This is a genomic window from Lascolabacillus massiliensis (assembly GCF_001282625.1).
Taxonomy (GTDB): domain Bacteria; phylum Bacteroidota; class Bacteroidia; order Bacteroidales; family Dysgonomonadaceae; genus Proteiniphilum; species Proteiniphilum massiliensis.
Genome location: NZ_CTEJ01000001.1, coordinates 1,123,679 through 1,136,835 on the forward strand (window position 1 = coordinate 1,123,679; position 13,157 = coordinate 1,136,835).

General features: G+C 33.3%; 12 protein-coding genes and 1 tRNA gene. 4 read left to right on the forward strand and 9 right to left on the reverse strand.

What is annotated here, in order from left to right; translation table 11 throughout:
• The first annotated feature begins 135 nt into the window (after positions 1–135).
• Positions 136–209 (forward strand) — tRNA-Met (locus BN1354_RS04595).
• A gap of 170 nt (positions 210–379) precedes the next feature.
• On the opposite strand, the gene BN1354_RS04600 is transcribed toward BN1354_RS04595, so the two are convergent.
• Together BN1354_RS04600 and BN1354_RS11985 are read right to left on the reverse strand one after the other, a co-directional pair.
• On the reverse strand, positions 380–2,023 hold the full coding sequence (locus BN1354_RS04600) for an FISUMP domain-containing protein (protein ID WP_053826345.1): 1,644 nt from the start codon (positions 2,021–2,023) through the stop codon (positions 380–382).
• Positions 2,024–2,053: 30 nt separating this feature from the next.
• Entirely contained in the window at positions 2,054–2,191 is a 138-nt protein-coding gene (locus tag BN1354_RS11985; protein WP_157360183.1) for a hypothetical protein, read from the reverse strand.
• A gap of 403 nt (positions 2,192–2,594) precedes the next feature.
• Between BN1354_RS11985 and BN1354_RS04605 the strand changes: the two genes are divergently transcribed.
• From BN1354_RS04605 to BN1354_RS04615, 3 genes are read left to right on the forward strand one after another with little or no spacing between them, the layout of a single operon-like run.
• Positions 2,595–3,482: a hypothetical protein gene (locus tag BN1354_RS04605; protein ID WP_053826346.1), complete on the forward strand. Its 888-nt coding sequence runs from the start codon at positions 2,595–2,597 to the stop codon at positions 3,480–3,482.
• Between the two features lie 43 nt (positions 3,483–3,525).
• Positions 3,526–3,795: a PqqD family protein gene (locus tag BN1354_RS04610; protein WP_053826347.1), complete on the forward strand. Its 270-nt coding sequence runs from the start codon at positions 3,526–3,528 to the stop codon at positions 3,793–3,795.
• Positions 3,788–5,437, forward strand: coding sequence for an ABC transporter ATP-binding protein (locus tag BN1354_RS04615; protein ID WP_053826348.1), 1,650 nt, complete (start codon positions 3,788–3,790; stop codon positions 5,435–5,437). Before BN1354_RS04610 ends, BN1354_RS04615 begins: the two co-directional genes overlap by 8 nt.
• On the opposite strand, the gene BN1354_RS04620 is transcribed toward BN1354_RS04615, so the two are convergent.
• From BN1354_RS04620 to BN1354_RS04650, 7 genes are all read right to left on the reverse strand, one after another.
• The gene (locus BN1354_RS04620; RefSeq protein ID WP_053826349.1) at positions 5,407–6,504 is read right to left on the reverse strand and encodes a GDP-L-fucose synthase family protein; all 1,098 of its coding nucleotides are present in this window, start codon (positions 6,502–6,504) and stop codon (positions 5,407–5,409) included. The genes BN1354_RS04615 and BN1354_RS04620 overlap by 31 nt on opposite strands.
• Before the next feature lie 69 nt (positions 6,505–6,573).
• Positions 6,574–7,980, reverse strand: coding sequence for an exopolysaccharide biosynthesis polyprenyl glycosylphosphotransferase (locus BN1354_RS04625; RefSeq protein ID WP_053826350.1), 1,407 nt, complete (start codon positions 7,978–7,980; stop codon positions 6,574–6,576).
• A 26-nt stretch (positions 7,981–8,006) separates the two neighbouring features.
• Positions 8,007–8,777 carry a WecB/TagA/CpsF family glycosyltransferase gene (locus tag BN1354_RS04630; RefSeq protein ID WP_074010708.1) on the reverse strand — a complete coding sequence of 257 codons (771 nt, stop codon included), beginning with the start codon at positions 8,775–8,777 and terminating at the stop codon, positions 8,007–8,009.
• Between the two features lie 50 nt (positions 8,778–8,827).
• Positions 8,828–9,760 carry a hypothetical protein gene (locus tag BN1354_RS04635; protein ID WP_053826351.1) on the reverse strand — a complete coding sequence of 311 codons (933 nt, stop codon included), beginning with the start codon at positions 9,758–9,760 and terminating at the stop codon, positions 8,828–8,830.
• Positions 9,761–9,773: 13 nt separating this feature from the next.
• Positions 9,774–10,883 carry a glycosyltransferase family 4 protein gene (locus BN1354_RS04640; protein ID WP_053826352.1) on the reverse strand — a complete coding sequence of 370 codons (1,110 nt, stop codon included), beginning with the start codon at positions 10,881–10,883 and terminating at the stop codon, positions 9,774–9,776.
• A complete protein-coding gene (locus BN1354_RS04645) occupies positions 10,880–12,004 on the reverse strand; it encodes a glycosyltransferase family 4 protein (protein WP_053826353.1) in 1,125 nt (374 codons plus the stop codon). The genes BN1354_RS04640 and BN1354_RS04645 overlap by 4 nt, the downstream gene beginning before the upstream one ends.
• Positions 11,997–13,145 (reverse strand): glycosyltransferase, encoded by a 1,149-nt coding sequence (locus BN1354_RS04650; RefSeq protein WP_053826354.1) that lies wholly within the window; start codon positions 13,143–13,145, stop codon positions 11,997–11,999. The genes BN1354_RS04645 and BN1354_RS04650 overlap by 8 nt, the downstream gene beginning before the upstream one ends.
• Positions 13,146–13,157: the final 12 nt, after the last annotated feature.

Sequence of the window (13,157 nt, forward strand, 5' to 3'; positions counted from 1 at the left end):
AAATCACTATCTACAACATGCTAATATCAAAAGTTTTATGATCTGAAATCCAATTATCAGCAAATATCAGGTAAATAATGTTGCGTTTTGATTTGGCAAAATTAAAAAGTTGTACTACTTTTGCACTTCAAATTTGGCGAGATAGCTCAGTTGGTTAGAGCGCATGATTCATAATCATGAGGTCGGGGGATCATGCCCCCCTCTCGCTACTCAATAGAGAGGTTGATAAATAAAATATCAACTTTTTTTATACAATAATATGTGATAACTATAGTTTTCATCATTATAAATTTAATGTTAATAAAAAGGTATGTAGTAATAATAAAAAAGACCCCATGAACAAGGGATCTTTTTTTCAAACAGTTTACTACATAATATTTCAATCTTTTACACATCGCACTGAACCTGCAAAATCTTTATTTCCTTGATTAAATCCACCACTTGGCGAATCCTGCTGCATCCAGACAGCTCTAAACTGCAATCCCCCATCAGCCTCTGTTGATGTTAGCCAGTGTCCAAGTATTCTTAGATTAAAATAATAATCATCTGAACCTTGACGCGCACCTCCACCCCGGGCATTAAAACCAAACTCATTTGTTGTGCCGGGACTTGGGCTAATCCAGTAAGTATCTCCGGTCTCTTTGAGCTTATTAGCAGCATCATTTAATTCCGGGGTCCTTACAAAATCTGTCAACTGAACCCATTCCGCCTCACTTGGCAGATGCCAGCCATCAGGACATACTCCCTGAACTCCACTGGGGTTAGAGCTACTGCTTTCTTCTCCTTGCATTGCAGCAGGCCAGTTATAAAGTATTCCATAATTGACGAAATTTGCAATTGCTATATCCAATGTCTCCGGACCATAGTAACCATAGGCATAGTAGCGTGGTTCTGTAGTTGATCCATCTTCAGGTAAATTTACACTAGTTGGATCAGGAAAACCGGGGAAATACCTTAGATTCTCTGCCATCCATATCTGATCTCCTATTCTAACAGTACTATAAATCTGACCGTCACGTTCATCCAGAATTATGCCATTGACAATATTGGTAAATGCTAATGCAGGATCCAGTGAAGCATCGAATCTGGAAAAAAAGTGATAAGCTTTGCCTATATCAGTAGTAGCAGTCCTTGCCGGTTTGGGTACCACTGTAGTAAATTGTTGTCCTTCACCATAATTGATTCTTAAGTTAAGAGCAGGCCATATATCTTCTTCATTCTGAGAAGGTGAATACCACCCCCACAATTGAAGCGCATCACCAACATATAAAATTCCTTCAGTATCTACATTGAAAGGCAGAACATTTGAAAACGTAGTTCCTCCAACAAAAGTTCCTGATATCAGATCATATTTAGCCCCTTCTTCATCGCTTGCGTTTTGGTATGCATATATAGGTGAATCTGAAAAAAGCTCCACACTTGTAATACCCTCTAAGTCAAATGCACCTGTATTATCAATATAAATTTTGAAGAGAGAACCTACATGCTGAAAGTTAACAGAAATAGAAGGGCTATTCTTATCTATACCAGTTTCTGCGAATCTGATAAGCACAATATCGTTCTCCTCCAGCTGCAAAAACGCTCCACTCCAGGGAGCTGTAGTCAACTCTACTATACCCTCTTCACCCTCTATCTCTGAAAAAGTAACTCCTCCATACAGACCATAAAGATTAAATGTAGTCGATTCTCCATCAATTATTTCCTGAGGTATTTCAATTTCGAACTCAGCTGTTCTTCCTCCATTGCTTACAGCGGTTACTGTTGAAGTTTGTTGTATAGTATTTGTACCATCATCAAACACGAGATATATCACATCATTTACTTCCCAAGTGAGAATAACATCCAACTCGTTTTGATCCAATGCTAATCGTGTTTTTTGATTTTCACCGGGCATTCCGGCTTTTACCGATATTACTTTACCTTTAATTTCATTTATAGGCTGTTCAATAGTGACTGCTTCTTCAGTACATCCGGTAAACAGGATCATCAGACCTGCAAATAAATTAATTATTATTTTTTTCATAACTATTTGTTTATTTTTTAAAATATGAAATTACCAGACTTCTCCCGGAGTATCGGGACTGGATCCAGTCTGAAGAATATTCTGGTCTAGTCTTATATCAATAACCTCGATCATTGGTGCTTCATATGAAGCAGCACACTCAATTTGCACGTTTGATTTTGCTTTCATGTCATTTCTACTTTTTTTAATATTATTTTCACCTTAATTATTCTGTAATGTTAAACACATTATTAGCATTTATGTTTAGTTAAAACATAAATTTTTTCTACTAAATATAGATTTTCAATAAATTTCTTTAAACTCTCAAAAACTGAGTTATAAGTATACACTTAACAACTAAGCGATTGATTAATAAACAACTAGCAATTTACAAGAAACTGTCTTATTTTTTACATTTCTACGTCCTTAATTACCAATGCAATAGTAGTTAATTTTATTATAACTAAGTTTCAAATCTATGTTATTTTTTGTTAACCTTGTTAATGAAGCATTATTTTCTATTTGTTTTTCCAAAAATGTACATATATTTTGTAATATAGATCAAATTAATAAAAAATACTATTTTTGCTGAATGAATGATTCGCTTTTATATACAATTGCAGGCCACAATATCTTAATTGAGACAAAAGATCGGGAGGCTACAATAAAATTATTGCCTTCATATAATGATTTTTTTGCTGAAAAATCTGAAAGTAACGATTTGCTTTTTCATTTCAGAGGGAATCAGAATATTTTAGTTCCCGAGACAACGCCTGCTGAAGAGTTATTTATGGAAGGTATAAACTTTAGAGTGTACCAGACTAATGATGTTATAACCGTTAATATGAAAGTAGATGATTCTGGAAATATTAAGGACAAAGAGCATAGCTTTCAAATTTTAACCGACAGAAAAACTGTGATTAGTGATCTTACACTACAAAATAAATATGAGAGTCAGTTTCTCGCCTACTTTATCAGGGCAGCATTTGGTATTTTATCAGCATACAAAAGTACCTTAAAAATACATGGTTCAGTCATAGAGAAAGATGGTAAAGCACTTATCTTTCTGGGAAAAAGCGGTACCGGAAAAAGTACTCACAGTCGGCTTTGGCTCAAGTATGTGCCTGGATGCAGATTATTAAATGATGATGAACCTTTGATTCGAATTAAGGAAGATGGAAAAGTGAAAGTGTATGGTGCACCCTGGAGTGGAAGTACTCCTTGTTATATAAATGAATCTGCTGATGTATATGCATTTGTGCATCTTTACCAAAGTAAAGAAAACAGACTCTCAAAAATCTCAGGTTTAAAGGCTTTTACATCAATATATCAATCAAGTTCTGTTTTGCGTTCCAGCACAATGAATCGCAATCAGATTATTTCGATGGTAAATGACATTATTGATAAAATACCGGTTTATAGGCTTGACAACCTTCCTGATCGTGAAGCAGTAGGATTAACATTTACTTTAATCGGATGAGTCATTTTAATTAGAGCTAAATTATTATTAGAAAATAAAATTTATGAAGCTGAAAGACAATTTATCTGTACGAAAATTAGGTAATGAATATATAATGATATCGGAAAGTGGATCAACTTTAGACTACACAAGAGTTATCAGTCTAAATGAAACTGCAGCATACCTTATTATGAAAGTTGAAGGATCTGAATTCACTAAAGATGAGTTGGTAAATAATCTTGTGGAAAAATATAATATAGATATAAAAAAAGCTGAAAAAGATGTCCAGAAACTGTTGGACAAACTAAAGAAAGAAGGTTTAATAGATGAATGACATCAAAGGTACACTTCAATTTCTCAGGGTTACTTCAAAAGGCTTTAAGTCAGGAATTGGCTTGATCACCTTCATTGGATTAAGTGAAGTAGCTTCTTCTCTTGCATTTGTGTGGTTTTCGAAAACAATAATTGATGTTGCTACAGGTGAAAGAGAAGGTAACCTTCTGCAATATTCAATAATATTAGTGACGCTCGTGGTTTTCCAGATCCTGTTGCGTCTATGGGATATAAGGCTACGAAGAATGACAGAGGTCAGAATGGCCAATTCTATACGATTAAATGTTTTTTCTCGACTATTATACACAAGATGGCAGGAGTTATCTACTTTACATAGTGGAGACATGCTTACACGTATAATAAAAGATACGGATGATGTTATTAACGTAATAGTAACTACCTTTCCACTTGCAATTTCTGCCGGTGTTCAGTTTATCGGCGCTTTGGTTATACTATTCATTTTAGACCCAATACTTGCACTGATTCTTGGAATAGGTATGCCTTTACTGGCTCTTTTTGGGAGGTTATATTATACGAAAATGCGAAAGTATACTGTTGAGGTTAAGGAGAGCGAAAGCTTAATTACTTCCATGATGGAGGAAAGTCTGCTCAACCAGATTATTATACGTACTTTCGAAAGGCAGGAAAATGAGTTGAACAGACTGGAGAAACTTCAGTCTAAACTTCATAGAAGTGTTCACAAAAGAACAAATATTTCTGTAGTTGCAAACCTTCTAATGGGTTCCACTTTTAGTGGTGGATATATTACTGCATTTATTTGGAGTGCTTATGGTTTAGCAAAAAAGACAGTGTCTTTTGGCACAGTTACCGCTTACCTGCAATTGGTTAACAGAATACAACGACCACTATTTGACTTAATACGTTTATTGCCTTCGATAGTTTCAGCAAAAACAGCTGTAGAACGTTTAATATATCTTACCGGATTTAAACTGGAAGATATAAAAGAGAAAATAGTTCTTAATGGAAAAATAACATTGAAATTTGAAAATGTGACTTTTGCGTATACACCTGAATCAAAACCTGTTTTATCAGATTTTTCAATGATTGTTAAACCTGGTACTATGGTTGCAGTAATGGGAGAAACAGGTGTTGGTAAAACAACTTTATTGAGGCTATTACTTGCACTAATTAAACCAGATTCCGGAAAAATAACTATTTCAGACGGGAATGAAGATGTGACTATTTCAGAGCGTACACGTGCTAACTTTGTTTATGTTCCTCAAGGAAATTCACTTTTCAGTGGAACAATCAGAGATAACCTACTTATGGGAGATTTAAGTGCTGATGATGATGAACTAAAGAGGGTTTTAAAAATTGCAGTTGCTGAATTCGTGTTTGATTTACCTGAAGGACTAGATACTGTTTTAGGTGAAAATGGTTCAGGATTATCTGAAGGTCAGGCACAAAGAATTGCAATAGCAAGATCATTATTACGACCAGGTAAAGTGCTTCTGTTCGATGAAGCGACATCAGCATTGGATAATGATACAGAACGAGAATTCCTAAAAAACCTGAAAAGTGAAATCAGTGACCGCACAGTATTGTTTATCACTCACCAAAGAGAAGTTGCATCATTCTGCGAGCACACATATTATTTATCACCATTACCGTTTAACCCCTGATCCTCCAAATACCATTTATAAAGTCTGTATATTCCTTCTTCAAGATTTACTTGGTGTTTCCATCCCATTGAGGTTAATTTTGAAGTATCAGTCAGTTTTCTCAATGTACCATCAGGCTGCTGTGAGTTAAACTTTATTCTGCCTTTATAACCTATAACTTTTGCAATTAAATGAGCCAGATTTTTAATACTTATCTCTTCTCCTGTACCAATATTTATATGACAGTTTCTAATTTCCTGTTTTCCCTTAGCCATATCTGAGAAATCGATGTTATTCATAACAAAGATACAGGCATCGGCCATATCTTCACTCCACAAAAAATCTCTAAAAGGTTTTCCAGTTCCCCAAAGTTCTAGATAGGTCGCATATATTCCATACTTATTAAATGTATTTATTGAGTTTTCTAAAGTACTTTTTCCATCCAAATCGTCAAAAATTCTCCTTGTAAGATCTCTTTTTATACCACTCCAGTTATTTTCCTGTAAACATTTAGCTAAGTGTATCTTGCGAATCATTGCAGGTATTACATGACTCTCCTCCAAGTCGAAATTATCATTTGGACCATACAGGTTTGTAGGCATTACAGAAATAAAATTGGTACCATATTGAATATTGAAGCTCTCGCACATCTTAAGACCTGCGATTTTTGCAATTGCATATGGTTCATTTGTATACTCTAATGAAGATGTCAGAAGGCATTCCTCGCTAATCGGCTGTGGGCTATCTTTAGGATAAATGCAAGTACTTCCCAAAAACAGTAGTTTTTTAACTTTATGATTAAAGCTTTCAATAATCACATTGTTCTGTATTTGAAGGTTTCTATAAATAAAATCGGCTCTGTAAGTATTATTTGCAATTATTCCACCTACATATGCTGCAGCTAAAATAACATACTTCGGCTGTTCTTCTTTAAAAAACTCTCTAACCGCAGAGATGTCCATTAAATCCAGCTCACCGTGAGTCCTCCCTACTAAATTATTATAACCTTTTGATTTTAGTCTCTTCCAAATGGCAGAGCCTACTAATCCTTTATGACCTGCTACATAAATCTTACTATTCTCATCCATGGCATATTACACCTTTGCGTACTGATTAATTATAATTAGTTATTATCCCATATTTGTTCAAATTCAGATCTATCCTGCATTTTTATATGCATTCTTACCTAATAAAGTCATGAATATTATCTTGATATCCCAAAAAAAGTTCCACTTATCGAGATAGTCCATATCAAACTCTACCCTTTTCTCCATTTTCCACAACTCATCGGTTAAACCCCTGTAACCATTTACCTGAGCCCATCCAGTTATTCCAGGTTTAACAAAATGACGAACCTTGTAATGTTCAATAAGAGCTGAATATTGTTCTGTATGTTTCAACATATGTGGACGTGGTCCAACTACCGACATATGCCCCATTAGCACATTAAAAAACTGAGGCAATTCATCTATATTTGTTTTACGTAAAAAAGCTCCAATTGAAGTTATTCTGGCATCATTAACTTGTGCCTGTTTACTATCGGATTCTTTATTTACGGTCATTGTTCGGAATTTATAACACTTAAATGTCTTGTTATTAATACCTGTACGTTGTTGTACAAAGAAAACAGGTCCTTTGGAGTTTAATTTGATTAGAATACCTATAATAGGGAAAAGCCAACTGAAGATAAATATGATTACACCCAATGAAAAAACAATATCAAATAATCTTTTTCCTATACGTAAAGTAAGGTTGTCTAATGGTATTTCCTGAGGATTAAATATTTCGAAGTAACGTGAAGACTCTTTATTTTTAAAAGCATGCTTATTCCAGTATCCATTTGTCAGAATATATCTTAAACGTAAACCGGTTTCGTTACATATAGCCAGCAACTGCTTTGTATTTTCTTTAGTGAAATACTTAGGATTAGTAACAAAAATCATATTAATCCTATATTTCTCAGTGAATTCACGTAATTCACTTAATTTGCCAATAGCTTTATTTTTAGTTTTACGACCCTGTTTTAGCTGTTCAACATTATCTTTATCAGATATAAAACCCACAAAACTGTACCCTAATGAGGGGTTGTTTTCCAAAAGTTTACCCAGAACACGACTAGGGTTATCCAATCCAATTATTGCGACCCTGAAATGAGTATATCCTTTATTAAACCTATATTTCTGTATTGTATAGATAAAATAGAATACGACTACTTTCATAATATAAAAGATGGTTGTATATTCTAATAATGAACCTTTGTAATAACCTTTTGGAAGAAAAACTTCAGCCAATATAAATAGTGTCAAAAGTAGTACCAGAAAACGAATTGTAGTAATTCTAAGTCTGTCGCTAAACATATCAGTGAAAAAATAGTTTCTCTTGGAATACAATGAATATGCTATTAACTCCGAGATATTAGCATGAAGTATATATATATTGCGTAACTCCTCATATAGGTAATCTCGCATAGGGCTAAAGTAAAACACTAAGAGTACAGCAATATTTAATAATAATAAATCGAAGAAAAGAAAAAATACTTTTACTCCTGAATTGTCCGGTTCCATATTTAATTATTTTTCTATTTAAACATTCAGTTCATTGAAGTACCGGGAGGCATCTCAGATGAATTTCTAATCGTGATAGCCTCACGATTATTAGATGAAAGAAATTTTTCCTTAAGAATTTCATAAACAAATAAGCTATTACCAATAATATATCTTCGCCACATTCGACGTGGTTCACTTAAAAGCCTGTATAACCATTCTAATCCTGTTGAGATCATCCAATCAGGTGCTCTTTTTATATTACCGGCATAAAAATCAAATACTGCACCTATACAGCATATGTGACCAGCTTTCAATTCATCATAAAATTGATATGACCATTTTTCCTGTTTAGGTGCTGTCATTCCTACAAAAAGAACGTCCGGCTCAACTTCATTAACTGCATCAATCATAGCTTTATTATCCTCCTCACTAAAAACGGGTTTAAATGGCGGAGAATAGGAATATACCTGTATACCAGGATACTCTCTTTTTGCTCTTTCAGTTATTAGTTTTAATGTTTTTGGTGTGCTGCCAAGAAAGAAACACTTTCCATTAATACTATTTAATCTTTGCATCTCGTAGTGAAAAAGATCTGCACCTGCAATTTTTTTCAATTTTTCTCCTTTTAATATACGCATTGCTAAAACAACACTAATGCCATCAGGCAACAACATATCGCTGGCATATATAGCTTCGCGAAAAAAAACATCTTTTTTAAGCGTATTATAGGAATGAGCATTGAGTGTATTTATCAACTTTTTGGAAGAGTCAAGCTCAATAAGAGGACCATTATATAATTCGAAGTTACTTAGCATATTCTATTAGTATTATGTTTTATACTCTTTATTATTATATTGTTGCACTTCTAGTTCTTATCAGAACTCCATGAAAATGTGAATTTTAATGAAGCAGCACAATTATGTATCTCTTTAAACCTAATTAATCCAACATTTGGCTCACCCTCAACACCTGAAGTACCCAAATCAATAACATCATAGTCAAGCTCCTTATAGAAATTATATATCTTTGAATATAAAAGGTCCATTATTCCTAATGACCTGTTTTCCATATCATCGCCAACAAATATTCCCTGAGCTATTTTATCGTGTCCACGATAAAATACTCCCGCTCCCTTTTTCCTGCCATATATATCTTTAACCAGAAAAAAATCAACAGGAATAACTGACTTCACTTTAATAATGTCTTCCAAGCTCATATGAATTTTTCTGCCCTGTATTTCTCTGTTTCTAAAAATTATATCATATACATAGTTTATAGATTGCTCATCTGAAACTACATGGAAAGTGAGATTATTATTGATAGCTTTATTATAGTTCTGTAATACTGTGTTTTTCACCCAGGTACCATCAAACTTCTTTAAATCAATCCAATTAATTATTTCAGGAGTTGACATATTATAACCCAGTCTGTAAAAGGCATTAATAAATTTTGCATTCATATTAGTCTGATATAGATCAGGAGGAAGAGTAATTATTAATCCATCCAGATTATTGTCAGTAACATATGTTTTTAGATTCGACACAAAATTTTCCACCTCATTATACAAAAGATGCTCATGTGTATAATGAAATCCTGCAAATGGAGCTGAAAAAGGAGCACGAATTACATTATCTTTTATACCAGCAATTAGTCCTATTGAATTACATCCTTCGTTCATTAACCTTATTACCCTGTCAGCTTTACTCTTCACCAAATCTATAAAAGGCTCAGAGATATAGGGGTTTGAATCTATAGGAAAATGTCTCCTATACTTATCCTTTGACACCTCTACTAACATAATTTTCTTTTTTTTAATTTATAACTTGTTGTAAAATAGAAAGCAACCTCTTTTCAAAAATTTCAATTGTAAAATTTCTTTCATATTTTATTCTTCCATTAATTCCCATACGCCTTCGCAGTTCAGGTCTGTAAAATAAATATTCAAGCCTATCCGCCAAGGTATCAGCATCATCATATTTATCTAATAAATACCCATTATAGCCATCTTCTACCATATCGGGCATTCCTCCGACATTAGCAGTTATAATAGGTAGTCTATGCTGCATAGCTTCTAGTAGAACCAAAGGAAAACAATCACATTTAGATGGCAATACGAACACATCTGCCTGTTCGAAAGTCATAACCTTTAGTTTTCCATATCTTTTACCCAGATATTGAATATGCTCAGATAAACCTCTCTGTTCGACATATTTACAAAACTGCTCTTTTGATACATCTGCTTCACCACCAACAAAGTCACATCGAAAATAAATGCCTTTTTCATGTAATTTTGCACAAGCATCAATAAGCACAAATACTCCCTTTTCAAGCATCAGATTAGAAAAAAACAGTATATTAAAAGGTTTTATATCCGGCAGAGAAAGTAATTCTGTTGTAGGTTGATAATCCTTAATGCCATTAGGGCATATGAACACATTTTTATGCGGTACATATTTCTCTACATCATAATATAGGTTCTCTGAAAGCAGTATTACCTTCTGGTTTCTAAATACAAAACGATAGAGTAAATTATTAAACCATTTTTTATTTTCAAGAGTAATTCCTCTATTATGTATATGATACAATATCTTGACCCTGAACAGACGTAATAAGGATACTAACATCACATCTTTTCTGAAGCCTGCTCCTGTAGTAGTTAAAGCAAAGTAGCACAGATTAGGCCTTCGATGAATCAATTTTCCAAGCAGATGAAACCATGATAAAATGAATCTGAATGTCTTACTAGTTTTGATTTTACCAGTATCATCCACTTTTCTGGATAAGAGCAGATTTATATACCTTCCATGAAATTGACTATTTATTAATATGCTATTCTTGATAGTCTCTCCCACTATAGATGATCCATGAACCGGAGGTGGCAGGTGCAGCAAAAAAAGTATGTTTTTCTTTTTATTATTCATAGCATTCTTGAATATAAATTTGAATAACGCTGAATCATTTTATCTAGTGAAAATTTATTAATTACAAAATCGAAGGCTATCTCTCTTATTTTTCCCATGTCATATTCTCTCTTGTATATCTTATCGAAAATGGAATACAACTCATCATCATTATTAAGATGAAATCTTAATGGCCAGTTATCAGGTAAAGTTTCATCCAATCCAGGGGCAAAAGACGCAATAACAGGTGTATGAGCCAAAGAAGCCTCAATTGAGGTTAGCCCAAGACCTTCGAAATGTGATGGCATGAATAGGAAATCAAATGCATAAAGCATATTTGAAACATTGGGAACCGGATTATATAATATTAAATCGCTCCTCTCTTCTGCAAGATTAAATAATTTGTTTTTGTAAGTTCCATCTCCAATTAAGTGAAATAGAAAGTTATCCGGATATTTTTCTCCTATGTAATTCAATGCAGAGATAACTGTTTCCATTCCTTTGTAATCTTCAAAGCGACCACAAAAAGCTATATTAATTTTATTATTATCTATTTTAAATGGATGTGCTATTTTACCGGGTACTGGACAGCCGTTATAAATAATTTGTCTATCATCTGAAATTTGAAGATTATACTTTCTCCTGAGTTCTTCATATGCAACCATAGCGTAAGAAGATACAGAGACCACACTTTCATTGAAAAGTGCTGATTCAGTAATTTTTCCTAATAAATGGTGCGAACGCCAAAGTTGTGTATTGTGTATTGTACGTACAATTTTAGGGAAATTCAGTTTTAATAACCTGAACATCCTTAACAGAACAGATAAAACAAAATCGGGCAAGTCGGTATGAGAATGGATAATATCAGGTTTTTCCTTTCTGATATGCATAAATAGTTTTAATGGAGCAAAAATAAGACTTACACGTTTTTGCCCTTTAAAAAGCGTTGTAACCTTTATATTATCAGATTTAAGTTCCTCCTTTTTACTCTGTGCATAACTACTGTTAGTTGGATAAATTTCAATAAGTTCCAACTCAACTCCATCTCCCAGATATTTTCCACAAAACCTGGCAAGATTGAAAGCAACTAATTCTGCTCCTCCTAACTGAATCGACGAAATTATTTGATAAATTTTACTCATATGCTAGTTTCCCCCATTCGCTAATCATCCTTTCTCTAAAACTGCTTATCAAAGGTGGTCTTTCATTTATATTCACTTCATTCACAGGCTCTATCTGATTGTAAAACAATTCAAGATTTTTTAAAGTATCTTCTTCATCTAATGGATTGAATGTTATACCGTTATTTGAGTCTATTAATGAAGATGCCCCTGCGTATTTTGAGCAAAATACCGAAAGACCAAAAACTAAAGCTTCATTTACAACAGCACCAAAAGTTTCTGATAAACTGGGAAGTACAAATCCGGAAGAAGAGGCATACCAGGCATATAATTCATCAAATTGATATTTGCCTGGAAATAATACTTTATTATCTATTTTCTCATCTTCTACTATAGATTTTATTTTCTCAAGTTCACTACCTTCTCCTATTAATAAAAAGAGGCAATCATCTTTATCTTTAATAAACTGCGATACCTTTTTAAGAAATATATCTAGTGCTTTTTCAGGAATAAATCTCCCAACAAAAAGTAATACTTTCTTGCCCTTCAAATTATATTTGCTAATATGGTTCTGAGCAATCTTCTCTATTGTATCACTGTTTTTTCTCAATCTTTCAGGAAGTTGTAATATTGGTGAAATAATTAAGCTGTTTTCTTTTAAATTAAAATTGCAGTGATGGAAATCTGCCACCTCTTTTGACATTACAACTAAGAAGTCTAGTATCTTTAACGATTTATCTCTTGCAATTTTCCTTATTTTAGATTGTATATTTATACATATATCCAAACTATCATCAACAAAAGTTCCTACCTTCTGCTTTACCAATCCCAATTTCTTAAGCAATAATAGATACTGAGTAGTAAAAGAATACTCATAACCTAAAATAATATCTGGATCTACTTGCCTGATTTTTTTATACATTCCAAAACGAAATAGCCTGCCTTTATACCTCGGTCCCGACAACAAATAAGAATACTTGAAATGACACTGTTCTGATATTTTATTTTGATCGATATTAAAATTCCACATCTGATCAAAAAGCAATACCACCTCCAGATCAAATATTTCATTAAGAATGTTGAACTGATCTATCCTGTATGTAGCAAGAACAGGATGAAAAATCAACAACTTCTTTTTTCCTATTTCATTAATATTGGACATAGTGATATTTTT